Source organism: Cellulomonas sp. NPDC089187, from assembly GCF_040685135.1.
Lineage (GTDB): Bacteria > Actinomycetota > Actinomycetes > Actinomycetales > Cellulomonadaceae > Cellulomonas.
In genome coordinates this window covers 1-24614 of sequence record NZ_JBFBHI010000003.1, presented here as the reverse complement: position 1 = coordinate 24614, position 24614 = coordinate 1, and the positions used below count along the sequence as shown (strand labels likewise).

General features: G+C 71.1%; 20 protein-coding genes. 14 read left to right on the top strand and 6 right to left on the bottom strand.

Features of this window, described 5'->3' with window-relative positions:
• Positions 1-107: 107 nt before the first annotated feature.
• Both AB0N78_RS08320 and AB0N78_RS08315 read left to right on the top strand, forming a co-directional pair.
• Positions 108-1337: an AGE family epimerase/isomerase gene (locus AB0N78_RS08320; protein ID WP_363388334.1), complete on the top strand. Its 1230-nt coding sequence runs from the start codon at positions 108-110 to the stop codon at positions 1335-1337.
• A 34-nt stretch (positions 1338-1371) separates the two neighbouring features.
• Complete coding sequence (locus tag AB0N78_RS08315; RefSeq protein WP_363388331.1) at positions 1372-2547, top strand: SLC13 family permease; 1176 nt, start codon at positions 1372-1374, stop codon at positions 2545-2547.
• Here the strand turns inward: AB0N78_RS08315 and AB0N78_RS08310 are convergent.
• Positions 2544-3194: an XRE family transcriptional regulator gene (locus tag AB0N78_RS08310; protein WP_363388329.1), complete on the bottom strand. Its 651-nt coding sequence runs from the start codon at positions 3192-3194 to the stop codon at positions 2544-2546. The genes AB0N78_RS08315 and AB0N78_RS08310 overlap by 4 nt on opposite strands.
• 101 nt (positions 3195-3295) lie before the next feature.
• On the opposite strand from AB0N78_RS08310, the gene AB0N78_RS08305 reads away from it, so the two are divergent.
• From AB0N78_RS08305 to AB0N78_RS08295, 3 genes are read left to right on the top strand one after another with little or no spacing between them, the layout of a single operon-like run.
• Positions 3296-4861, top strand: a complete 1566-nt coding sequence (locus tag AB0N78_RS08305; RefSeq protein WP_363388326.1) for a methyltransferase domain-containing protein — start codon at positions 3296-3298, stop codon at positions 4859-4861.
• 13 nt (positions 4862-4874) lie between these two features.
• A complete protein-coding gene (locus tag AB0N78_RS08300; protein WP_363388325.1) occupies positions 4875-5348 on the top strand; it encodes a heme-degrading domain-containing protein in 474 nt (157 codons plus the stop codon).
• A gap of 56 nt (positions 5349-5404) precedes the next feature.
• Positions 5405-5674, top strand: a complete 270-nt coding sequence (locus tag AB0N78_RS08295) for a Rho termination factor N-terminal domain-containing protein (RefSeq protein WP_363388323.1) — start codon at positions 5405-5407, stop codon at positions 5672-5674.
• A 54-nt stretch (positions 5675-5728) separates the two neighbouring features.
• On the opposite strand, the gene aztD is transcribed toward AB0N78_RS08295, so the two are convergent.
• From aztD to AB0N78_RS08275, 4 genes are all read right to left on the bottom strand, one after another.
• On the bottom strand, positions 5729-7087 hold the full coding sequence (gene aztD, locus AB0N78_RS08290) for a zinc metallochaperone AztD (protein ID WP_363388321.1): 1359 nt from the start codon (positions 7085-7087) through the stop codon (positions 5729-5731).
• Positions 7088-7183: 96 nt separating this feature from the next.
• Positions 7184-7846, bottom strand: a complete 663-nt coding sequence (locus AB0N78_RS08285) for a DUF305 domain-containing protein (protein ID WP_363388319.1) — start codon at positions 7844-7846, stop codon at positions 7184-7186.
• Positions 7843-8484, bottom strand: coding sequence for a DUF3105 domain-containing protein (locus AB0N78_RS08280; protein WP_363388316.1), 642 nt, complete (start codon positions 8482-8484; stop codon positions 7843-7845). The genes AB0N78_RS08285 and AB0N78_RS08280 overlap by 4 nt, the downstream gene beginning before the upstream one ends.
• A gap of 181 nt (positions 8485-8665) precedes the next feature.
• Positions 8666-9235 (bottom strand): helix-turn-helix domain-containing protein, encoded by a 570-nt coding sequence (locus AB0N78_RS08275; protein ID WP_363388313.1) that lies wholly within the window; start codon positions 9233-9235, stop codon positions 8666-8668.
• A gap of 73 nt (positions 9236-9308) precedes the next feature.
• Between AB0N78_RS08275 and AB0N78_RS08270 the strand changes: the two genes are divergently transcribed.
• The 4 genes from AB0N78_RS08270 to AB0N78_RS08255 are packed head-to-tail and all read left to right on the top strand — an operon-like array spanning position 9309 to position 14309.
• Positions 9309-10934, top strand: coding sequence for an ABC transporter substrate-binding protein (locus tag AB0N78_RS08270; protein ID WP_363388310.1), 1626 nt, complete (start codon positions 9309-9311; stop codon positions 10932-10934).
• A gap of 5 nt (positions 10935-10939) precedes the next feature.
• Positions 10940-11953 carry an ABC transporter permease gene (locus AB0N78_RS08265; RefSeq protein ID WP_363388308.1) on the top strand — a complete coding sequence of 338 codons (1014 nt, stop codon included), beginning with the start codon at positions 10940-10942 and terminating at the stop codon, positions 11951-11953.
• On the top strand, positions 11950-12753 hold the full coding sequence (locus tag AB0N78_RS08260) for an ABC transporter permease (RefSeq protein WP_363388305.1): 804 nt from the start codon (positions 11950-11952) through the stop codon (positions 12751-12753). The genes AB0N78_RS08265 and AB0N78_RS08260 overlap by 4 nt, the downstream gene beginning before the upstream one ends.
• A complete protein-coding gene (locus AB0N78_RS08255; RefSeq protein WP_363388303.1) occupies positions 12750-14309 on the top strand; it encodes an ABC transporter ATP-binding protein in 1560 nt (519 codons plus the stop codon). The genes AB0N78_RS08260 and AB0N78_RS08255 overlap by 4 nt, the downstream gene beginning before the upstream one ends.
• Before the next feature lie 156 nt (positions 14310-14465).
• Here AB0N78_RS08255 and AB0N78_RS08250 read toward each other — a convergent pair whose 3' ends face one another.
• Positions 14466-15647 carry an ROK family transcriptional regulator gene (locus AB0N78_RS08250; RefSeq protein ID WP_363388300.1) on the bottom strand — a complete coding sequence of 394 codons (1182 nt, stop codon included), beginning with the start codon at positions 15645-15647 and terminating at the stop codon, positions 14466-14468.
• A 302-nt stretch (positions 15648-15949) separates the two neighbouring features.
• On the opposite strand from AB0N78_RS08250, the gene AB0N78_RS08245 reads away from it, so the two are divergent.
• From AB0N78_RS08245 to AB0N78_RS08225, 5 genes are all read left to right on the top strand, one after another.
• On the top strand, positions 15950-17467 hold the full coding sequence (locus AB0N78_RS08245) for a sugar ABC transporter ATP-binding protein (RefSeq protein WP_363388297.1): 1518 nt from the start codon (positions 15950-15952) through the stop codon (positions 17465-17467).
• A gap of 92 nt (positions 17468-17559) precedes the next feature.
• The gene (locus AB0N78_RS08240; RefSeq protein WP_363389856.1) at positions 17560-18498 is read left to right on the top strand and encodes an ABC transporter permease; all 939 of its coding nucleotides are present in this window, start codon (positions 17560-17562) and stop codon (positions 18496-18498) included.
• A gap of 167 nt (positions 18499-18665) precedes the next feature.
• Positions 18666-19703 carry a substrate-binding domain-containing protein gene (locus tag AB0N78_RS08235; RefSeq protein WP_363388294.1) on the top strand — a complete coding sequence of 346 codons (1038 nt, stop codon included), beginning with the start codon at positions 18666-18668 and terminating at the stop codon, positions 19701-19703.
• A 61-nt stretch (positions 19704-19764) separates the two neighbouring features.
• On the top strand, positions 19765-20937 hold the full coding sequence (locus AB0N78_RS08230) for a Gfo/Idh/MocA family oxidoreductase (RefSeq protein ID WP_363388291.1): 1173 nt from the start codon (positions 19765-19767) through the stop codon (positions 20935-20937).
• Between the two features lie 136 nt (positions 20938-21073).
• Positions 21074-24511: a PQQ-dependent sugar dehydrogenase gene (locus tag AB0N78_RS08225; protein ID WP_363388288.1), complete on the top strand. Its 3438-nt coding sequence runs from the start codon at positions 21074-21076 to the stop codon at positions 24509-24511.
• The last annotated feature ends 103 nt before the right edge of the window (positions 24512-24614 follow it).

Below are 24614 nucleotides of genomic sequence, written 5' to 3'. Positions count from 1 at the left end.
GACCCGCGAGAGGTGGACCTACGGGTGGGTACCGAGTGTTCGGCAGATCACAGCCGAAATGCCCGATCCCACCGGCATCGACGCCGCTGACCACTACCCTGAGCCACATGACGTGGCTGACGACGCCCGCGCATCATCGCTGGCTGGAGTCCGAGACTGACCGGTTGCTGTCCTTCGGACATGCCGCCGCCGACCCGGCGGGAGGTTTCACCCGCCTCGACGAGGTCGGTCGCCCACAGTCCGGTCCCTGGGAACTGTGGATCACCTGCCGGATGACCCACGTGTATGCCCTGGGTGCGCTGCTTGGCCGCCCGGGCAGTGCCCCCCTGGTCGACCACGGGCTGCGCGCGCTGACCGGGGTGTTCCAGGACCAGGAGCATGGGGGCTGGTTCACCGAGGTCGGTCCGGACGGTCCGGTGGACGACGCCAAGGGCGCCTACCCGCACGCATTCGTGGTGTTGGCCGCCGCCTCGGCCACCGCGGTCGGACGGCCCGGTGCCGCGGAGCTGCTGCGCGAGGCGTTGACGGTCTCCGAGCGGCGGTTCTGGGACGAGGATGCCGGCATGGTGGTCGAGTCCTGGGACCGTGGTTTCGGGCAGTTGGACCCGTACCGCGGGGTCAACGCCACCATGCACACGGTCGAGGCCTACCTGGCCGCCGCCGACGTCACCGGTGAGCGGATCTGGCTGGACCGCGCGGTGCGGATGATCAGCCGGGTAGTGCACGGCTTCGCCCGGGAGAATCAGTGGCGGATCCCCGAGCACTTCGACACCGGATGGGCACCGGATCTGGAGTACAACGCGGACACCCCCGCACATCCGTTCCGCCCCTACGGCGCGACCATTGGGCACTGGCTGGAGTGGGCGCGGCTGACCCTGCACGCCCGCGCGGCGCTGACCGCCGCCGGTGACGTAGCCCCGGCCTGGATGCTGGACGACGCAGTGCAGCTCTTCGACGCGGCGGTCCGGGAGGGCTGGGCGGTCGACGGGGCACCCGGATTCGTCTATACCGTCGACTGGTCCGGGCAGCCGGTGGTGCGCGAGCGGATGCACTGGGTGGTCGCCGAGGCCATTGCCGCCGCCGCGGCCCTGCACGCGGCCACCGGGGACGACCGATTCGACCGGTGGTACGCCACCTGGTGGGACTACGCGCAGGAGTTCCTGATCGACCGCTCCGGCGGGTCCTGGTGGCACGAGCTGGGCACCGACAACCGGGTGTCCCGCACCGTGTGGGCGGGCAAGGCGGATCTGTATCACGCGGTGCAGGCCACGCTGATCCCGAGGCTGCCGTTGACGCCGGTGCTGGCGCCCGCGCTGGCGCGGGGATTGCTGGGCTGAGGCGTCGGGGCGCGGGCGGCCCTACAGTCCTCCCGTGCTGAGCGTGCTGCGTCGAGTCCCCTGGTGGGCGGTGGCTGCCGTCGTCGCGGCGGCGTTGATCGTCAGCGGCGCGCTGCCCGGCGCGGATGCCGGGGCGCTCGTGGGGCGGGTGTTGCCGGTGCTCGGGTTCGTCGCGGCGTTGACGGTGGTGGCTGAGTGCTGCGCGGTGGCCGGGCTGTTCGATGCGGCGACTGACGGGGCGGCACGCGTGGCCCGCGGGCGGCGCTGGGCGTTGTGGATGCTGTTGGTGTTGGTGGCGGTGGCCTCGACGGTGGTGCTGTCGCTGGACACCACAGCGGTGCTGCTGACGCCGTTGGCGATCCGGGCCGGGCGACGGGTGGGCGGGGGTGACGATCGGACGGCGGTGTTCTACGCGCTGACCGTGGTGGCGCTGGCCAACACCGCGTCGCTGCTGCTGCCGGTGTCCAACCTGACCAATCTGCTGGCCGACCACCGGTTCGCGGTGGCGGGGGTGAGTTACGTCGGGTTGATGTGGCTGCCGGCGGTGGTGGTGATCGCGGTGACGGTGCTGGTGCTGGCCGTGCGCGGGCGGGGGCGGTTGCGCGGCAGGTTCGAGCCCGGGGAGCGGTTTGTGCCGCAGGACCGGGTGCTGCTGGTGGCCACGGCGATGGTGGTCGGTGTGATGGCGGTGGGATTCGTCAGCGGGGCTCCGGTGTGGCTAGTGGCCGTGCTGGCGGCGGCAGTGCTGCTGGCGCTCGGTGGCTGGCGGCGCGGTGGGTTGCCCACCCCGGTCGGACAGCTGGTGCCCTGGCGGATGCTGCTGGTGGTCGGCGGGCTGTTCGTCGCGGTGGAGACCGCGCAGGTGCGAGGGCTGGGCGAGTGGGTGGCGGGCCTGGCACCGGCGGGCACGTCGACTGGGCCGCTGCTGGTGCTGGCCGGGCTGGCCACCGGGGCGGCGAATCTGCTGAACAACTTGCCGGGCTATCTGGTGGTGGAACCGGCGGCGGGTGGCGATCCGACCCGGTTGGCGGCGGTGCTGGTCGGGGTGGGCGCCGGGCCGTTGCTGACGCCGTGGGCGTCACTGGCCACGGTGCTGTGGTGGCAGCGGTGTCGGCAGATGCTGGCCCATGTGCCGGTGCGGGGGTTGCTGGTGCAGGGGTGGTGGATCGCGCCGCTGTGTGTGGTGGCGGGTGTGCTGGCGCTGGGCTAGACCGGGGTGGACTTCTTGGGTCGGGCCCGCACGTGCATCCGCTCGCCCTGGGGACCGAAGAGTGCGAGCACCTCGGTGGGGCTGGTCAGGGCGTTCTCGATCAGGTGCGGGGTGCGGGTGTCGAACTCGGCGACCTCACCGGGGCCGAGGACGATGTCGTGCTCACCGAGCCGGAGCCGGACCGCTCCGGACAGGACGTAGAGCCACTCGTAGCCCTCATGCACCCGGAGCTCACGGGGTGGTGCCTCGGGGTCGGTGGGCGGCATGACCATCTTGTAGGCCTGCACACCGCCCGGCCGACGGGTGAGCGGGAGGTAGGTCACGCCGTGCCGGACGGTGGGGCGGGGGTGCACCCGGGGGTCGGCGGTGGAGGCATCCGGCACCAGATCGTCCAGCGGGACCTGATGGGCGCGGGCCAGGGGGAGGAGCAGTTCCAGCGTGGGACGGCGCTGTCCGGACTCCAACCGGGACAGTGTGCTGACCGAGATGCCGGTGGTGGCGGACAGGTCGGCCAGGGTGGCCCCGGCGGCCTGACGCAGGGCGCGCAACCGGGGGCCGACGCCGTCCAGGACGACGGCATCCTCCACCGGCTCCTGCTCGGCGGAATCGGTGGTGAAGGGCGGCGGCCCGGGTCGGTGTGCGGACATGGGCACAGTTTGCCGATCCGGCAACGAGAGTTGTCAACCTGGTGAGCGCATCGGAGTCTGGTCATCTGCGGGCGACCGACCCGCCGGAGCGAAGGATGGACATGGGCGAGAACCGGGTGGATGTGCTGGTCGTCGGTGGCGGTGCGGCCGGGCTCAGTGGTGCGCTGACCCTGGGCCGTGCGCGGCGGCGGGTGCTGGTGGTGGATGCGGGTGAACCCCGCAATGCCCCGGCTGCCCACATGCACGCGTACCTCGGCCATGACGGGCTGCCGCCGGCCGAATTGCTGGCCCGTGGGCGCGCTGAGGTCGAGGCCTACGGGGTCCGGGTGGTCGCCGGTCGGGTGACGCGAATCCAGCGCGAGGGGGCGGACTTCCGTGCCGAGGTGGCGGGTCTCGGCCCGGTGTGGGCGCGTCGGGTGCTGGTCGCCACCGGACTGGTGGATGAGCTGCCCGCGGTGGACGGGCTGCGTGAGCGCTGGGGACGGGATGTCGTGCATTGCCCCTACTGCCACGGGTGGGAGGTGCGTGACCGGCGGATCGTGCTGATCGGGACGCTGCACCAGGCGTTGCTGTGGCGGAACTGGACCGCCGACCTCACCTTCGTCACGGCGGAGCCGCTGACCAGCCAGGACGGGGAACGGCTCGCGGCCCGGGGTGTGCGGGTGGTCGAGGGTCGACCGGTCTCGGTGCGCGTGGAGCAGGACGTGCTGACCGGGCTGCGGTTGGTGTCCGGTGAGGTGCTGGACGCCGATGTGGTGGCCACCGGGGCACCGATGCGTCCGCGGCTGGACGGGTTGGACGGGCTGGGCCTGGTCGTCGAGGAGGGCCCGCTGCCCGGGTCGGCATTCCTGCCCACCGGTGATCGTGGAAAGACCGCCGTGGCGGGGGTGCGGGCGGCGGGTAATGTGACCGACCTCAGTGCGCAGGTGATCGTTGCCGCCGCGCAGGGGCAGCAGGCCGCGGCGATGCTGAATATGGAGCTGATCGAGGAGGACACCGAGTCGGCGGTCCGGGCGGCGCAGCACGAGCGCGTTGCGCAGGCCATGCACGGGCAGCTGCCGACCGGGCGGGAGTACTGGGAGGAGCGCTACCGCACACCGGTGCCAATGTGGTCCGGGCGACCGAACCGGGTGCTGGAGACCGAGGCTGCCGATCTGACCCCGGGCACGGCGGTGGACATCGGGGCCGGGGAGGGCGGCGACTCGGTGTGGCTGGCGCAGCGCGGATGGCAGGTGACCGCGGTGGACATCGCGCAGGGGGCGTTGGACCGGGTGGCGGCGCTCGCGGCTGACCGCGGCGTGCAGGTGCGCACCGAGCAGGCAGACGCCGGGCAGTGGGACGCCGAAGGGCGGCGGTACGACCTGGTGACCTCGCACTTCTTGCATCCGGAGCCGGGCGGGCGCGACGCGCTGTTCCGCAGGATGGCCCAGGCAGTCGCACCGGGTGGCACGCTACTCATCGTCGGACACCACCCGCACGACCGGCATCTGCGCGACGGGCTGGGTGCGCTGGAGGACTGGTTCGTCACCGCGGAGCAGGTCGCGGCGCTGCTCGACCCCGCCGAGTGGGATGTCGAGGTCGCCGAGGCGCGCGAGCGGGTGGAGCGGCACGGCGAACGGGAGCATGAGGTCACGGACGCCGTGCTGCGCGCTCGCCGTCGGGGCTGACATCCTGGCGGGTATGACCGAGGACATCAGCCGCCTGGTGGCGGAGGTGGAGCAGCAGGAGCGTGAGCTGCGGTTCGCCACATTCAGCAATGACGACGCCTGGGAACTGGGCGGTCTGCTAGTCGCGCTGGCCGCAGAACGGCAGTTGGCGGTCACGGTGGACATCCGCCGTGGCCGCCAGCAGCTGTTCCACGCCGCACGGCCGGGCACCACACCGGACAACGACAGCTGGATCGAGCGCAAGGTGCGGGTGGTGGAGCGCTTCGGCACCTCGTCCTTCTTGCAAGGCCTGCGACACCGGGCGGCGGGGACGACCTTCGCGGAGAAGCAGCAGTTGTCTGTGCAGCGCTATGCCGCCCACGGTGGGGCGTTTCCGGTGCATGTCGAGGGGGTCGGCATCGTCGGGGTGGTCACGGTCTCCGGGCTGTCCCAGGCGGAGGACCATGCGCTGGTGGTCGAGGCGGTGCGGCGGTTCCTGGACGGCTGAGATGCGGGCCGAGCCGGTCCGGAGCACAGTCGAGGGATCACCCGAAGGAGGTCGCCATGCCGGAACGTGATCCCGGTCCCAGCGTCAAGGACAAGGAGCTGTATGAGGAGCTCCGGGACGAGGGGAACAGCAAGGAGAAGTCCGCTCGGATCGCCAACGCCGCTGCCGCACGTGGCCGCGACGAGGTGGGACGCAAGGGCGGGGAGTCCGGGTCCTACGACGACTGGACCGTTGACGACCTGCGCAAGCGGGCCGCGGAGCTGGACATCGAGGGTCGCTCGTCGATGACGAAGGACGAGCTGATCGACGCGCTGCGCTCGCACTGAGCACACACCACGACGGCCCGACCCCCGAGGGGGCCGGGCCGTCGTCGCGTGCTGTCAGGCGGTGGCGGTCGCCTCCTCATGGGCGTGGTCGTCCCCTGCGTCCTCGTCCTTCGCGTGATCGTGGTCCGCGTGGTCCTCGCCGCCGACGAGCTGGTCCGCATGGGCCGCGGCCTCGCCGGTGGCGACGGTCAGCTCGTTGGGGGTCACGGTGAGGTCGGCGGTGTTCCAGACCTCGCCGGTGAGGATGTCGACAGCCAGCAGGCGGTCGTTCGCCGGGTCGGTGATGTACGCGGTGCCGTCGTGGACCTGGATCGCCGGGCGCGGCTCCTGCCAGTTCTCCGGTTCCTCCCAGGCGTCCAACACCGGCATCGAGCGCAGCAGAGTGCCGGACTCGGGGTCGATCACGTGCAGGTGCCCGTCGGTGCCGAGCACCAGGGCCTCCCCGTCGTCACCGCGGGCCAGCGAGCGGAAGGTGTACGAGGACGGCAGATCCACCAGCGTCAGTTCATTGCTGCGGGTGTCGATCAGGCTGACCCGGGTCGGGCGCTCCAGCTCCGCATCCGGGTCGGACTTGTAGTCGCCCAGCACGATCGGGGAGTCCTCAGAACCGGCCTGGTTGCCGATCCGGCCGTAGGCGTCGGGGGCGGTGACCTTGGTGATCTGGCCGTCCTTGACCACCAGTGCGCCGTTCTCGCAGCCGATGACGACGGTCTCACCGGCGGCCATCGCCTCGCCGTGCACGCCGGGGCACTGATCGTTCACGGCGGTCTCGGTGCCGTCGGCGTCGAGCAGGCGGATGCCGGTGCGGGCATCCTCATCGCCCTCGGAGACCACAACGCTGCCATCGGAGAGCTCCACCGCGACGCCATGGTGCGCCTGCGGGGTGCTGAGTTCGCGGCGCTCGGCGTCGGGAGCGGCGATGTCCGCGGAGTCGACGATGGTCACCTGCCCGGTGCCGTCGTCGAAGAGCGCGGTGCGGCCGTCGTGCACCACCACGTGCCCCGGAGTCTGTGCCTGATAGGTCAGGTCGGTCAGAGTCGGATCGGCGACAAAGAAGTGCGAGTGATCGCCATGCGCCTGGGCCCAGGTCCCGGCGTCGAGCACCTGGAAGCCGCCGGCAGTGGAGACCATCACGTGCCGACCGTCGCCGGCCGGGTTGACCCGGTTGAAGCCGTCCAGCTCCAGGTCGGCGACCAGCTCCAGGGTGGTGGCGTCGAGCACCTGGATGCCGCTGTCGTAGGTGAGCACCAGCCGCGGCTTGAGGTTGGCGGACTCCTGCGAGGTGGCGGTGGGCTCGGGGGTGGAGGAGGCGGCCGGGGTGGCGGCGTCCTCCGACTGTCCGCAGGCGGCCAGCAGCAGGGCGGCGGTCAGGCCGGTGCCGAGTGCGGCGAGGGGTCGGGTGCGGGTGTTCATAGTGAGGGCGCGGACGGGCCGCGCCGACTCCTTCCCAGGTGGGCTGATGTGGTGGGAAGGAACGTAGCATGTAATGAGAATCGTTACTAACAACGATCAGTCGACCGGGCCTCCGCGAGCGTCGAGCATGTCCTGCAGGGCGGTGAGCTCCTTCTGCTGGAAGGACACGATTCCGCGCGCCAGGTCCACCACCTGCGGCATCCGGGCGCGCTCGGCGGCGTACTGCGCCATCTCCACCCCGCCCTCGTGGTGCGGGATCATCAGCTGCAGGAAAAGGCGGTCCGCCTCGACGCCCTCGGCTGCGGTCAGTCGGGCCAGGTCGTCCGAGCTCACCCAGCCGGGCATGTCTGCGTAGGAGCCGCTGGTTGCCGCGGCGTGCTTGTGCCCCTCGTCACCAGTCATCCAGGCCATCGGGGCGGCGCTGCCGGCGGCGGGTAGGCCCCAGGTGCTCAGCCAGCCGGACATCTGCCCAATTTGGTTCTGCTGGGTCAGCAAGATGTCCAGGGCGACCGTGCGGACCTCCTCATCCGTGCTGCGGTCGCGGATCAGTACCGCCATATCAACGGCCTGCGCGTGGTGGGCCTGCATGTCCCGGGCGAAGCCGACATCCACCGAGCTCTCCGCGGGCACGGCCAGCGCGGGCTGCCGGGCAAAGAGTGCGCCGAGCAGCGCGCCTACGGCTAGTACGGCGACCAGGAACGCGGCGACGACTGGCCGGGGTAGACCCCGCGGCCGGTCGTCGTTGACGTGCTCGGTCACGCAGGCACACCCACACCGCTGGAGCACGGGGCACCGACCTCGGCCAGCTCCGGGTTGAGCAGGTACTTCTGGATGAACGTGGGCAAGCGCGGGTCGTCCGCGTCGTCGACGGTCAGCTGGTAACCCCAGGCGGTGATGGTGATCGGGGCGTCCATGCCCTCGAACGGGCTGACCAGTACGTACGACTGCCCTTCGGCCATCGTGTTCAGGGTCTCGACCTGATCGGCGGGCAGGTCGGGGGAGTAGGTGATCCAGACGGCACCGTGCTCCAGGGAGTGCACGGCGTTCTCGGTCGGGACCGGCTCGGTGTAGACGCCGCAGTTCAGCCAGGCGGGGTTGTGGTCGCCACCAGCGGGCGGGGTCTGCGGGTAGTCGACCGTGGTGGTGACGTGGTTGAACGTCAGACCCTCGTGGGCCTCGACGCCGTCGATGTCCTGCTCGGCGGCGGCCTGCAGGGCGGCCTGGTCGCGGCCGGCGTCCCAGATCACCGCGATGCTCACCCCCACCAATCCCAGCACCAGCACTCCGGCGATTGATCCGATCCACCAGGTGCGGCGGGTGCGGCTGCGCTGCTGTTGGGCGCGGATGGCGGCCAGGCGAGCCTGGCGCTCGGCCGCGGCGGCTGTGCGGTCGGGCATGACGTCTCCTCGGGTTGGGGTCGGCGTGCCACGACCTTACGGGAATTGTTGAGAGTTCAACAGTGCTGGATGAGGGCTGTGTGCCCCATGTGCAGGCGGTGCTGTCCTCGACTGCGGCGGGCTCCCGACACTGCCCCACGCCGGCCAGGTACTCGGCCCCGCCCGAGAGCGGCCGGGGTGATCAGCCCCGGTCGAAGGCTGTTGCGACCGGCTCCAGTGCGGCACCGAGGTGTTCGGTGAGGCGACTGCGGGCCGCGCCACTGCGTGACCACTCCTGAACGGCGGCGATGAGCGCACCGGCCCAGGCGACGGCTGCCACCCGAGCGTGCATGGGGTCGAGGTGCGCGCCGGCGAGCATGAGGGTGTCCGCGACCTCCATGATCCGGCGGGCAGTGGCCTGGCGAAGCTCGTCGCCCAGGCCCATCGCGTCGCTGTGGGTGAAGGCCAGTGCGACGTGCTCGGCGGGCAGATCGTCGGCGAGGCGGAACAGGGAGGCTCGTGGGTCGCCGGGAAAGGACGTCAGCTCAGTGCGCAGGGCGGCGACCCGCTCGTCGAACCCGGCCCACAGCAGATCGCTCTTCTGGTCGAAGTAGTTGAAGAAGGTTGAGCGACTGACCCCGGCTCGGCGGGTGATGTCGGCGACCGAGGTGGCGGAGTAGCCCTGCTCCAGAAAGAGCTCCCCGGCGGCCTCCTCCAGCATCGCTCGGGAGGAGGCGTGCGGCCGACCGGCTCGTCGTGTGGGGAGCGTCACCCGACCATCGTAGCCATGACGTCTATTGTTGGACGCAGTTCAACAACTCTCGATCAGCCGAAGGTGGAGCCCCGTGCCCCGTCAACCCATCCGTGTCCTCGCCGTCGCTCTGCCGGTGCTCCTGGTCGCCGCCTGCACCGGAGGCGGCGACAGCTCCGCGGACCCGACCCCACAGGAGGGCGGCACCCTGGTGTACGCCAGCGGCGACGCTGAACCCACCTGCCTCGATCCGCATGTGGGCGGCAACTACCCGCAGGCGCTGATCAGCACCCAGTACCTGGAGCCCCTGGTCGGGCGGGATACCGACGGCACGATCCTGCCCTGGCTCGCCACGGCGTGGACCGTCAGCGAGGATGGTCTGACCTGGGACTTCACCCTGGCTGACGGGGTCACGTTCACCGACGGCACGCCCTTCGACGCCGAGGCGGTGGCGGCGAATATCGCCCACCTGCAAGACCCGGACACCGGCTCCTCGACCGGGTACCTGGCGGTGCAGAAGGTCGAGTCGGTGGAAGCTGTCGACGCCACCCATGCCCGGTTCCACCTGACCGAGCCGGATTCGGCGCTGTTGGAGTCACTCAGCCAGCAGTGGACCGCGATGGAGTCGCCCACCGGAATCGCGCGCGGCATGGACGCCAACTGCGCTGCCCCGGTCGGCACCGGACCGTTCATCGTCGACGGGTGGACGCCGCAGCAGCAGGTTGACCTGGTCCGCAACGACGACTACGCCGGGCTCGATCCGGCCGCTGAACACGACGGACCGGCCTACCTGGAGGCGATCACCTGGCGGTTCATCCCGGACGCCGCCACCCGGTATGCCGCGCTGCGCTCCGGCGAGGTGCAGGTCATCGACAACCCGCAGCCCGACGCGGTGGCCGCTGCCGGAACGGACATCACGGTGATCGACTCCCCGCGCCCCGGGGCGTCCAACCGGATCGAGTTGAACTCCGCCCAGGCGCCCTTTGACGACATCCGGGTCCGAGAGGCGTTCATCCGCTCCACCGACCTGGATGCCGGGATCGACAGCCTGTTCGCCGGGACCGTCGACCGTTCCTTCGCAGCGCTGTCCAGCGTGGAACCCGATGTGCTCGCCGACCCCGAGCTGTTCGGCGTCGACCAGGACCGGGCGAACGACCTGCTCGATGAGGCCGGATGGACCGAGCGTGACGCCGAGGGTTACCGCACCAAGGACGGCGCGCGGCTCACGGTCCGCTTCCCGGTGAGCACCAACCAGTCGGTGGCCGCCGAACAGTCGCTCTTCGAGCAGCTGCAGGCCGGGGCCAAGCAGGTCGGGTTCGATGTGGTGCTGACCCCGCTGGATCTGTCCGGGTGGTACGCGGCGCTCGGGGCGCACGAGTACGAGGCGGTCAGTGCCCCCTACACCAAGGTTGGCGCTGATGTGCTGCGCATCCTCTACCACTCGGACGGCACCGTGCCCGCCCCCAGTGGCTACTTCGCCAACCATGCGCAGCTGACCGATCCGGCGCTGGACGACCTGCTCGACCGGGCCGCCGCCACCTCGGACGCCACCGAGCGGTCCGCCCTCTACCAGCAGGCGCAGCAGCTGATCCTGGACAGCTACACGGTGCTGCCGCTGTACGACCAACTCAACCGGTTCCTGGTCCGTGGCGTGGACGGCGTGCGCACCTTGGACACGGTGGCGACGCCGACCTTCCTCGACGCGCGCCTGGTCTCCTGACCGCGGTGGCCCGCCGGGCGGTGGTCAATCCGAGCGCGCGGATTCGACCCGGGCTGCGCTGGCTGCTCGGCCGGGTCGGCTCCGCACTGGTGGTGGCCTGGGTGGTCGCCACGGTGGTGTTCTTTGCGCTGCGGGCGGCCGGGGGTGACCCCACCGAGGCGATTCTCGGCGGGCCCGGTTCGCAGGCGGGGCCGGAAGCAGTGGCGGCGGCGCGCGCGGAGTACGGGCTGGACCGGCCGCTGATCGTGCAGTACCTCAACCAGCTCTGGCGGGTGGTGACCTTCGATCTCGGCGACTCCTACGCCCGTCGCGTCCCGGTGGCCGATCTGCTGCGCGACCAACTGCCCGGGACCTTCCTGCTGGCGGTGCTGGCCCTCACGCTGGCCTGGGTGCTGGCGTTGGCCGTGGCCACGCTGGCGGTGCGGGCACGTGGACCGGTGGGGCGGGCCTGCGTCGCGGTGCTGCGCGGGGCAGAGGTGGTGGCCGCGGTGGTCCCGCACTTCTGGCTCGGTGCGGTGCTGATCGCCGTGTTCTCCACCGCTCTCGGCTGGTTCCCGGCGACCAGCACCGGAAGCGACCCGGCAGGGCTGGTGCTGCCCACCGTGACCCTGGCGGTGCCGGTGGCAGGGTTCCTCGGGCAACTGATCCGGGACTCGGTGGCCGAGGCAGAGGCGGCACCCTTCGCGGTCACCGCGCGGGCACGGGGCGGGTCGGCGGTCGGGGTGCTCTGGCGGCACAGCCTGCGGCACGGGGTGCTGCCCGCGGTGTCGCTGTCCGGGTGGGCCTTCGGCTCACTGCTGTCCGGTGCGGTGGTGGTCGAGACGCTCTTCGGTCGGCCCGGGCTGGGTCGGCTGCTGCTGGATGCGACGCTGACCCGCGATGTGCCGGTGGTGATCGGGGCGGTGCTGGTGGTGGCGCTGGCCTATGTGGTGGTGATGACGCTGGTCGACCTGATCGAGCGGCTGCTGGACCCACGCACGGCGCCGACGGTGGCGGTGGTGCCGGAGGTCGTCGCATGAACGGGCGTCTCAGCGCGGTGGTCTCCGCCGTCATCGTCGGGCTGATCGTGCTCGCCGTGTGCTGGCCGGGGCTGCTGACACCGGGCGATCCCGCCGCGGTCGACCCGACACAGGCGTTCACCGCCCCCGGCCCCGGACATTGGCTGGGTGCCGACGAGTCCGGACGTGACCTGTGGACCCGGGTGGTGCACGGGGCGAGGGCGTCGGTGGGGATCGGTGCCGCGGCGACCGGGATCGGTGTCGGCGCGGGGCTGGTGCTCGGTCTGACCGCCGGGCTCGGACCGCGCTGGCTGGACGCCGCGGTGGGGCGGGTGGTGGAGGTGTTGTTCGCGCTGCCGACCCTGGTGTTGGCGCTGCTGTTGGTGGCGGTGCAGGGTGCGGGGGTGCGCTCGTCGGTGCTGGCAGTCGGAGTGGCGACCGCGCCGGGCTACGCGCGGATCTTGCGGGCACGGGTGCGCACGGTGGCGGCCTCCGGCTATGTGGAGGCGGCCCGATTGGAAGGTCATGGCCCGGCCCGGGTGCTCACCCGACATGTGCTCCCCAACACCCTGTGGCCGCTGGTGTCGGTGGCGACCCTCGGTGTCGGGCAGGCGGTGGTGTGGGTGTGTGCGCTGAGCTTCCTCGGGCTCGGGGCGCTGCCGCCGTCGCCGGAGTGGGGGGCGATGGTCAATGCCGGGCGGCTGTACCTGGACTCTGCGTGGTGGCTGACCGTGGTTCCGGGCACCGCGATCACCCTGACCGCGGCGGCGTTGACCGTGCTGGGCCGACGACTTGGACAGGTCACCGGGGGGACGGCATGAGCGTGGTGGAGGTACGCGGCCTGCGGGTGGCTTTCGACCGGCCGGTGCTGCGCGGGGTGGACCTGCGGGTCGACCCGGGCGAGTGTGTGGCGGTGGTCGGGGGATCGGGTGCCGGCAAGTCGGTGCTGGCCCGGGCGTTGGTCGGTCTGGAACCGTCGACGGCGGACTCCTTCACAGTGCTCGGTCGCGACGCCCACCGCTTCACCCCGCGGCAGTGGCGGGCGGCCCGTGGCCGTGACATCGGATTCGTCCTGCAGGATGCGCTCGGCTCACTGGACCCGCTGCGCACCGTCGGTGCCGAGGTGGCCGAGGTGGTGGCGATCCGACGCCCCCGCGATGGGTCCGACCGACCCGATCCGCGGCGGCCCCGCACCGAACGCCCCGCGCGGGTGCGCCACGTGCTGGAACGGGTGGGGCTGCCGAACCCCGAACTACGCGCCCGGCAGCGCTCCGGTCAACTGTCCGGAGGCATGCGGCAGCGGGCACTGATCGCCGCCGCGCTCGCCGCCGGGCCACCGCTGCTGATCGCCGACGAGCCCACCACCGCCCTCGACGCCACCGTCGCCGCCCGGGTGCTCGATCTGCTGGCCGACCTGCGCGATGCCGGCACCGCTGTGCTGCTGATCAGCCACGATCTGGCGGCCGTCGCGCGGGTCGCGGACCGGGTGCTGGTCCTGGACGACGGGGTGGTGGTCGAGTCGGGATCAGTGACCGAGGTGATCGAGCACCCCCGGGAGCCGGTGACCCGGCGGCTGGTCGCCGCCGCGCGGTTGCCGGACGGCCCCGGACCGCTGCCCGAGCCCGGCCCGGTCGTCCTGGCGGGTACTGGCCTGCGCCGCGCGTTCCCGCTGCCAGGCGGCGGGGCCGTGACCGCGGTGGACGACGTCGACGTGCAGCTGCGTGCCGGTGAGGCGCTGGGGCTGGTCGGCGAGTCGGGCTCCGGCAAGACCACCCTGGCCCGCTTGCTGCTCGCCGCCGAGGCCCCGGACGCCGGAACCGTCGAACTGGACGGGCACCCCTGGTCGACGTTGCCCGAGTCCCGTCGCCGTGCCACCCGGCGGGCCGTGCGATGGGTGCCGCAGGACCCGCTCGGATCGATGGACCCGCGCCTGACAGTCGGGGCCGTGCTGCGTGACGCCGGTGCCCAGGACCTCTCCGCACTCCTGCGCACCGTGCACCTCGACCCCGCGCTGGCCCGGCGGCGACCGCGCACCCTGTCCGGGGGGCAACGGCAGCGGGTGGCGATCGCCCGAGCACTCGCCGCCACACCGCGGGTACTGATCCTCGACGAGCCGGTCTCCGCCCTCGATGTGCAGGTACAAGCCGCCGTGCTCGACCTGCTCATCGAGCTGCGTCGTACCACCGGGCTGTCCCTGGTGCTGATCTCCCACGACCTCGGGGTGATCCGGCGGGTGTGCGACCGGGTACTGGTGATGAGCGGCGGACGGGTGGTGGAGTCCGGTGCTGTGGCGGAGGTCTTCGCTGCGCCCCGGTCGGCTGTCACCCGGGATCTGCTGGCAGCGCGGGGGTCGGCGAGCACCGCAGGGCCGTGCTGAGGTGGCGAGCCGGACCACCACCGTCTGACTGGCCGCTGCTCCCCTCAACTGCGGCACAGGGAGTACTCAGTGCGCCCTGGCCTGCACGGAAACCCGGCAGGATCGCCCCCGATGGCAGCCGCCATCTCACGAGACACCGGTGGCCGCCCGGCGGGCTCACGCGATGAGCGCGTCCACCGCCTCCGGGCTCAGCACATGGTCCACCGCCATCGCGCTGGCCCCGAGGATGCCGACCTGCGAGCGTGCCTGTGAGGTGACGATCCGCAGGTGCTGGGTGGCCAGCGGCAGGGTGCGGGAGTAGACCACCTCGCGGATGCCGGCGATCAGGTGTTCCCCAGCCTCGGCGAGGATGCCGCCGATCACGATCATGGACGGGTTGAGCAGGCTGACGCAGGCGGCCAGCACTGCGCCGATCTCCCGTCCTGCCTGGCGTACCGCGCGGCTGGCGGCCAGATCTCCGGCGCGAACCAGCGCCACGACATCTGCTCCGGAGGAGGCGGTCAGGCCCTGGCGGGTCAGCGCTTGGGCGACGGCGTGTCCAGAGGCGACGGCCTCCAAGCAGCCGACGTTGCCGCAGCGGCAGGGGACGTCCTGCGCACCCGGGACTGCGATGTGGCCGATGTCCCCGGCGGTGCCCTGGGCTCCGCGCCGCAGCTCGCCGTCGCAGATCACGCCGGAGCCGACGCCGGTGGCGACTTTGACGAACAGCAGGTCGTTGACCTCGGGCCAGGCGGTGCGGTGCTCGCCGAGCGCCATCAGGTTGACGTCGTTGTCGACCAGGACGGGGGCGTGCAGTTGCGCGGCGAGGATGCCGGGCACATCGACGTCGTCCCAGGCGGGCATGATCGGGGGGTTGATCGGTCGTCCGCTGGAGTGCTCCACGGGGCCGGGCAGTCCGACGCCGACCCCGGCCAGGTCGCTGAGGTCGCGACCCTGTGCGGTGAGCAACGTGCGCGCGGTGGCGACCACCCAGTCCAGGACGACCTGCGGCCCCTCGGCGATGGCCAGGGGAGCCTCGGCCTCGGCGAGCACGGTGCTGCCCAGATCGGTGATCGCGGCCCGGGCGTGGGTGGCACCAAGCTCGACTGCCAGCACCACCTTGGCGCTGGGCCGGAAGGCGAAGGTGGTGGGCGGGCGGCCGCCGGTGGAGTTGGCCTCGCCTGCGGGGGAGATCAGTCCGGCCGCCATCAGCAGGTCGACGCGGGCGGCGATGGTGGAGCGGGCCTGTCCCGTGGCGGCGGCCAAATCGGCGCGGGTGCGGGGGCGACCGTCCCGGAGGAGCTGAAAGAGCTCGCCGGCACCGGTGAGCCGATGGGGGAGCTTGACGACGTCGTGCACCGGCTCAGTGAACCACGAAGGCGACGCCTTGCGTGCAACCTGTGAGCAACTTGTGCTTGGCAAGCGGCAAAAGCTCCCGTACCGTCCTGCATGTCCGACAAGTCCGACTTCGACCGTTCGTCCGGATCGCAATGGGGCGGTCCGCAGGCGGATCATCCCGCCGCTCTCGTGACCCCGGATCAAGCTCGCCTCAAGACTCGGGGCGCCCTGTCTCTCGCTTCTGTCGGTCACGATCATGTAACGCGCAAACAAACTTCCAGCTTTTGATTGACAGTCGACAAAACTCTGGTGAGGATCGCCACATGGTCAACGACGACCCCCAGCCGCTGCTCCAGATGCGCGGCATCGTGAAGGAGTTCCCCGGAGCCCGGGCGCTCGACGGTGTGGACCTTGAGGTCCTCCCCGGCGAGGTGCACTGCCTGCTCGGGCAGAACGGCGCGGGCAAGTCCACCCTGATCAAGATCCTCGCCGGCGCGCACCAGCCCACCGAGGGCACCGTCCTGGTCAACGGCGAGCCGGTCACGCTGCCCACCCCGGTCGCCGCGCTCAAGCTCGGCATCGCCACCATGTACCAGGAGCTGGACGTGGTCGGCGGGCTGACCGTGGCGGAGAACATCTACCTCGGGCATGAGCTTTCCACCGCAGGGGTGCAGCATCGTCGCCAGGCGCGCCAGCACGCCCGGGAACTGCTCCGTCGCCTCGGGCACGCCGAGCTGTCGCCGAACCGCGAGGTGGGCAGCCTGTCCGCCGCAGCGCAGCAGGTGGTGTCGATGGCCCGGGCACTGTCCCACGACGCCCGGGTGATCGTCATGGACGAGCCCTCCGCAGTGCTGGACTCCGATGAGGTGCAGAACCTGTTCCGGGTGGTGCGGGAGTTGACTGCCGCCGGGGTGGCCATCGTCTACATCTCGCACCGGATGGAGGAGATTCGCGCGATCGGCGACCGGATCACGGTGCTCAAGGACGGGCGCACCGTCGCCGCGAACCTGCCAGTGGCGGACACCCCGACCGCGGACCTGATCCGACTGATGACCGGCCGCTCGGTGGAGTACGCCTTCCCGACCGCGCCCGAACCCGACCCCACAGCGCCGGTGGTGCTGGACGTCCAGGGCCTCGGACTGCGCGGCACCTTCCGCGACGTGGACCTCCAGGTGCGCGCGGGGGAGATCGTCGGACTGGCCGGATTGGTCGGCTCCGGACGGTCGGAGATCCTGGAGACGATCTATGGCGCGCGGCGGGCCAGCACGGGCACGGTGACGGTCGGCGACACCCGGCTGCGGGCCGGATCGGTGGCCGCAGCGGTGAAGGCCGGCGTCGGCCTGGCCCCGGAAGAGCGCAAGAGCCAGGGCCTGCTGCTGGACGAGCCGGTCTACCGCAACATCACGCTGTCCACCTTCGGCCGCTTCGCCCGGACTGGGCTGCTCAACGAACGCGCTGAGCGCGCTGCGGCGAAGGCGCAGGCCGAGTCGTTGGACCTGCGCCCGACCGGCGTCGATCGGCCGATCCGCACCCTGTCCGGTGGCAACCAGCAGAAGGCGATGCTCGCCCGCTGGCTGGTGCACGGCTGCCGGGTGCTGCTGCTGGACGAGCCCACCCGTGGCGTCGACGTCGGAGCCCGGGCCGAGATCTACGCGCTGGTCCGTCGGCTCGCCGACTCGGGTGCCGCCGTGGTGGTGGTGTCCAGCGAGATCCCGGAGGTGCTCGGTCTGGCCGACCGGGTGCTGGTGGTGTCCGAGGGCCGGGTGGTGCACACCGGGCCCGCCGATCAGATCGACGAGCACGCCGTGCTCGACATGGTGATGGAAGGAAGTGCGGCGTGACCCATCAGACGGCGGCACCCCCGGCGGCCGAGCAGGCCCGGGTGGAGAAGCAGGCGGCGCTCAAGAAGCGGTACAGCCTCGGCGGGGCCGGGATGCGCAACATCGGGCTGGTCATCGCGCTGGTCCTGCTGGGCGTGATCGGCTACGCCACCGCGGGCACCCGGTTCGCCAGCCTCGACAACATCACGGTGATCGTCTCCACCGCCTCGATCATCGGGGTGCTGAGCATCGGCATGACCTTTGTGATCACGGCGGGCGGGATCGACCTGTCCGTCGGGTCGGTGCTCGGACTGGCGTCGGTCTGGGCGACCACCCTGGCCACGCAGACGATGGCCGATCAGTACGGCTGGATCGTGATGGTCGGCTGCGCGCTGCTGGTCGGGGTCGCCGCCGGACTGGTCAACGGTGTGCTCATCGCCTACGGCAAGGTCGTCGCGTTCATTGCCACCCTGGCCATGCTGGTGGCAGCCCGGGGCCTGGCCGAGCTGATCGCCCAGCGCCGCACCCAGCTGGTCAATGTCGACAGCTTCAACTCCACCTTCAAGGGTGACCTGTTGGGCGTGCCGAAGATCGTCTGGATCTTCGCGCTGGTGGCGGTGGCCGGGTGGTTCCTGCTCAACCGCACCACCTTCGGTCGCCGGACGGTGGCGGTCGGTGGCAACCCGGAGGCTGCCCGGTTGGCGGGTATCCCGGTCAAGCGGCACACCATGCTGCTGTACGCACTGGCCGGTCTGGCCGCGGGCATCGCCGCGGTGATGATGCTGGCCCGCACCGGAGCCGGGTCGTCGACCAACGGTCAGCTCTACGAGTTGGACGCCATCGCCGCGGTGGTGGTCGGCGGCACGCTGCTGGTCGGTGGTCGCGGCACCATCGTTGGCACCGTGCTCGGTGTGCTGATCTTCGCGACGCTGACCAACATCTTCGTCCAGAACAACTTGGACTCCTCGGTCCAGTCGGTGGCCAAGGGCGCGATCATCATCGCCGCCGTCCTGCTCCAGCAGCGCTTCGTCTCCCGCTCCACCTCCGGCTAGCGCCCGCCGCCGAGTTCGGTGCTCCGGCCTCGAGTTCGGGAGCGGCGCCCTCGACGTCGACACCGACCCACCGAACTCGGCCCAGCCAGAGCAGTCAGGTTCAGCTCGACCCCATGTTCCTGCTCACCCCTGCCCGCACGCCCGGACATCCATCAAAGGAGATTGTCATGTCCGCAACCCGTCTGATCCCGCTGGTCGCTGTGGCCGGATTGGCCCTGGTCGGCTGTACGTCCAACACTCCGGCCGAGACCGAGAACACCGGCGGCACCACCGTCAACCAGGCCGTCTCCGACAATGACGAGCCCGGCGACACCGTCGTGATCGGCTTCTCCGCCCCGGCCGCCGACCACGGCTGGATGGGCGCGATCACCACCGCCGCCCAGGCCGAGGCCGACAAGTACGAGGACGTCGAGCTCCGGGTCGCCGAGGGCACCAATGACGTGAACCTGCAGATCAGCCAGATCGAGCAGTTCATCAACGACGAGGTCGACGCCATCGTGCTGCTGCCCTTCGACGGCGGCGCGCTCACCGATGTCGCTACCAAGGCGATGGACGCGGGCATCCCGGTGATCAACGTCGACCGCGAGTTCTCCAGCCCCTTCGCCTCCCGCACCACCGTGCTGGGCGACAACTACGGCATGGGGGTCAGCGCCGGCACCTACATCTGCGAGCAGCTCGGTGATCAGCCGGATGCGGTGGTGGCGGAGATCGCCGGTATCGACTCGCTGCCGTTGACCCAGGACCGTTCGCAGGGCTTCGCCGACGCGCTGGACGGCTGCGGCCTGGAGGTCTCCAACCGGGTGGCCGCGGACTTCACCGTTCAGGGCGGTGAGCAGGCGGCGGCGAACCTGTTGCAGGCGGCGCCGGAGATCGACGCGATCTGGAACCACGACGACGACCAGGGCGTCGGCGTCCTGGCGGCGATCGAGAACGCGGGCCGGGACGAGTTCTTCCTGGTCGGCGGTGCGGGCTCCGCGAACATGATGCGCGAGATCCAGGACCCGGAGTCGGTGGTCAAGGCCACCGTCATCTACCCGTCGACCCAGGCCGCGGACGGCATCAAGCTCGCCCGGCTGGTCGCGCACGGTGACCGCTCGCTGAGCGACCTCGCCTCGTTCAGCGTGCCGCGCACGGTGCAGCTGTTCGCCCCGGTCGTCACCGAGGACAACGTCGACGACTACATCGACTCGGCCTTCGAGTCCTGAGCTGGTGTCCCGGGCCGGGGAGGGACCGGCCCGGGACGCCGACCACGGAAGGAACCTGTCGATGAGCCAGACAGACCGCACGTTAGGTGTGGGGATGGTGGGCTACGCCTTCATGGGCGCCGCGCACTCCCAGGCCTGGCGCACCGCCCCCCGATTCTTCGATCTGCCGCTGTCGCCCCGGATGCGGGTGTTGGCCGGGCGGGACCCGGGCGGGGTGAAGGCCGCCGCCGAGCGCCTGGGCTGGGAGCAGACCGTCACCGGCTGGGCGGAGCTGATCGAGCGTGAGGACGTCGATCTGGTGGACATCTGCACCCCGGGCCATACCCACGCCGAGATCGCCATCGCCGCGCTGGACGCGGGCAAGCACGTGCTGTGCGAGAAGCCGCTGGCCAACACCCTGGCCGAGGCGGAGGCGATGGTCGCCGCCGCCGAGCGGGCCGCCGCGCGGGGTGTCCGCTCGATGGTCGGCTTCACCTATCGGCGGGTGCCGGCGGTGCAGCTGGCCCGGCAGTTGGTGGCCGACGGTCGCCTGGGCAGCATCCGGCACGTGCGGGTGCAGTACCTGCAGGACTGGCTGACCGACCCCGAGGCGCCGTTGACCTGGCGGCTGGACAAGCAACTGGCCGGGTCGGGTGCGCTCGGTGACATCGGCTCGCATGCCGTGGACCTGGCGCAGTACATCACCGGCGAGTGGTTGACCGGGGTGTCCGCCGCGCTGGAGACCTTCGTCGACGAGCGGCCCTACCCGGCGGGCGGTCCCTCGGGTGGGTTGGTGGCTGCCGCGGGGGAGACCCGAGGACCGGTGACCGTGGACGATGCCGCGGTCTTCCTGGCCCGACTGTCCGGCGGGGCGCTGGGGGTCTTCGAGGCCACCCGGTTCGCCACCGGCCGGAAGAACGCCCTCCGGATCGAGGTGAACGGCTCCGCGGGGTCGGTGGCCTTCGACTTCGAGGAGATGAACGTCCTGCAGTTCTTCGACGGGCAGGACGACGTCCAGGGCTTCCGGCGGGTGCTGGTCACCGAGCCGGAGCACCCGTACATCTCCGCCTGGTGGCCCGCCGGGCACGGCCTGGGCTACGAGCACGCCTTCACCCACCAGGTGGTGGATCTGGTGGAGGCGATCGCCGCGGGCACCGACCCTGCCCCGTCCTTCGCGGACGGGCTGGCGGTGCAGCGGGTACTGGACGCGGTGGAACGGTCCGCCGTGGCGGGGTGCTGGACACCCGTCGACTGAGATCCCTGGACGCACCACAACGACGTGGAAGGAGAGGGCGTTCCCATTCCCTGTCATGACGAGGTCGGGTTCGTTGCCGCTGCACGGATCCGGACCCGACCCCGGTGATAAGACCCCCTGAGGAGCTGCATCACCCATGAAGGATATCCAGCCGCGCACCCATCGCGGCAGACGACCGATCGCCGCTGTGCTGGCGACGGTCCTGGCGGGGACGGCGTTCGCGCTGATCAGTGCCCCCGCACAGGCCCACGACGGTGTGGACCACGAGGCCGAACCGGGTGCGGAGAGTGCACTCGATTGGACCAACTACGAGAAGGTCACCCTGACCAAGGACGTCGGGGAACCGATCGACCTGGCCGTGCTGCCGGACGGGCGGGTGCTGCACACCGCCCGCAACGGTGACATCCGGCTGACCGACCCCGACACCGGCGTCACCACTATCACCAACAAGATCCCGGTCTACGCGAACTCCGAGGACGGTCTGCAGTCCATCGGCATCGACCCGGACTTCGAGGAGAACGGCTGGGTCTACCTGGTCTACGCCCCGCCCGGGAACACCCCGGCGGGCAATGCGCCGAACACCCTGCCCGCCGGCGCCGACGAGTCCTACTGGGACCAGTGGGTCGGCGTGAACCGGCTGTCCCGCTTCCAGTGGACCGGCGAGGGACTGGACCTGGCCTCCGAGCAGAAGATCCTCGACGTCGAGGTGCAGCGCGGTCAGTGCTGCCACGTCGGCGCGGACTTCGACTGGGACGCGGACGGGAACCTGTACCTGGGCACCGGCGACAACACCCCGGCGGGCACCCCGGGCGCGAACGGCTTCGCGCCCAACAATGACGCCCCCGGCATGAACCCGGGCTTCGACTCCCGTCGTGGCGCGGGCAACACCAATGACCTGCGCGGCAAGATCCTGCGGATCCACGTCGAGGAGGACGGGACGTACACCATCCCCGAGGGGAACCTGTTCGCGGAAGGCACCGAGGGCACCCGCCCGGAGATCTTCGTGATGGGCGTGCGGAACCCGTTCAAGCTGGACGTCGACGCCGAGACCAACTCCCTGTCCTGGGGCGACTACGGGCCGGACGCCACCAAGGCGGTCGCCGAGACCGCCGGGCGCGGACCGATGGGTCTGGTCGAGTGGAATGTCACCAGCCTGGACGACCCACACAACAGCGGGTGGCCCTACGTCACCGGTGACAACTTCGCGTACAACGACTGGGACTTCGCCACCGCGACCCCGGGGGCGTTCTTCGACCCGGAGAACCTGGTCAACGACTCGCGGTGGAACACCGGTCTGACCGAACTGCCGCCGGCCAAGCCCGCCACGCTCTACTACGGCGACAACCCGGGCGACCAGCCCTGGGACGAGCTGGTGAACTTCGGCACCGGGAACGGGCAGGGCCCGATGGGCGGCCCGGTCTACCACTACGACCCCGACTCAGGGGACTCGGCCTGGCCGGAGTACTGGGACGGCAAGGCGTTCTTCGGCGAGTTCTCCCAGGACTACATCGCCGCCTTCACCGTCGACTGGGAGACCTTCGAGGTCACCCACATCGAGGACGTCACCCCGAATGCGGCGATCGGCTCGGCGGACTTCCCGCCGATCGACAACCCGATGGACATCGAGTTCGGTCCGGACGGGTCGATGTACGTGCTCGACTACGGCGACGGCTTCTTCCGGGCCAACCCGGACGCCGGGCTGTACCGGATCTCCTACGCGGAGGGGAACAAGTCGCCCCGGGCGGCCTTCACCGCCACGCCCAACTCCTCTTCCGCCGCCCCGCTCGAGGTCGACTTCGACGCCTCGGACTCCGCGGACCCCGAGGGTGAGGCGCTGACGTACCAGTGGGACTTCGACGGGAACGGGACCTGGGACGCCGAGGGCGTCTCCGCCTCGTACACCTACACCGAGCTGGGCCTGTTCACCGCCCGGCTGCGGGTGACCGACCCGCAGGGCAAGTTCACCCTGACCAGCCACCCGATCTCGGTGGGCAACCAGGCGCCCGAGGTGTCGCTGGAGTACCCGGCCAACGGCGGGTTCTTCGACTGGGGCCAGGCGGTGCCGTTCAAGGTCACCACGAATGACGCCGAGGACGGCACGAACACGGTCTGCTCCCGGGTGTCCTGGACCTACGGTCTGGGCCACGACGAGCACGCCCACCCGGAGACCTCCGGCACCGGCTGCCAGGGCGCCTTCGCCACCGACCCGAACTCCCCGGAGCACGGGCCCGGCGCGCTGCTCTACGGCGCCGTGGTGGTCAACTACACCGACAACGGGGCCAACGGCGTCCCGGCCGCCCGCGGTGAGGCCACCGCCCGGCTGAACCCGAAGACCCAGGAGGCCGAGCACGCCGTCAAGCAGGGTGTGACGGTCTACGGTGACGAGTCCGCCTCCGGGGGCAACGCGATCCGCGGACTGGGGGCCGGCGACAAGCTGACCTTCACCCCGGTCAACTTCACCGGGATCACCGGGGCGGTCGTCCGGGCGAATGGCGGCGGTCAGGTCCAGCTCCGCTGGGGTGCCGCCGACGCGCAGCCCTTCGCCACCGCCACCATCCCGGCCGGTTCGGGGTGGAAGGACGTGGAGATCGCCTTCACCGCTCCGGAGGGCACCGGTGACCTGGTGGTCACCAGCTCCGACGAGCTGGCGGTCGACTCGATCACCATGGTGGGTGCCGGCGTCGCCGACGTCACCGCCCCCACCGTGGCACACACCCTGGCTCCGGCCGAGCCGACCGGGGTGGGCGGAGTCTTCACCGAGCCGGTCCGGTTCTCGGTGCAGCCGACCGATGACGGTGCCCTGCGCTCGGTGGAGTACAGCCGGGACGGTGGGGTCACCTGGATCGCACTGGCCGCGAACCAGCAGTACGGGGTGACCTTCGGGGAGAACGGGGCATACGACCTGCGCTACCGGGCCACCGACACGGCGGGCAATGTCTCGCAGATCGGCCAGGTGGCGTTCACCGTCGACCTGGACGCCCCGCAGGAGCCGACCGTCGACACCACGACCGCCGCGACGGTGGCGGCGGGCCGGGTCGGCTACGGCAACCCCGGTGTGGTCAACGTGTCTGTCACGGCCTCGGAGGGCACTGCCGACGGCGAGGTCGCCGTGTTCCTGGGCGACACCGAGGTGGGACGTGCGCCGCTGACCGAGTCCGGGACGGCGGCCGTGCCGCTCTCCGCGGATCTGGCGGTGGGCAGCCACACCCTGCGGGTGGTCTACCCGGGCGGCGAGGTCTTCAAGCCGTCCGAGTCGACCGTGCGACTGACCGTCGCCCGCACCACCTCCACCGTCACCGCGACGGCGCCACAGGTGAAGCCCGCCGTCGCCGCGAAGGTCCAGGTGCAGGTGGCCTCCGCCACCGGCATCGTCCCGGCCGGTGACGTCACGGTCACCGTGAAGCGGAACAACCAGACGGTGGCCACGGTCGCCGGGACCCTCGACGCCACCGGCGCGAGCGTCGTCACCCTCGGCAAGCTCGCCGAGGGCACGTACCAGGTCCAGGTCGCGTACAGCGGCTCGGCCGGTATCGCACCGAGCAGCACCAGCACCGCACTCACCGTCCGCAGCTAGTGGTCGCGCGGGGGCGGGGGGGGGCCCCGCCCCCCCGGGCCGCAGCGCGTATCGCAGGGGTGGGAATGACCACCACCCGAACAAACCGCCACGGCCCCTTTGC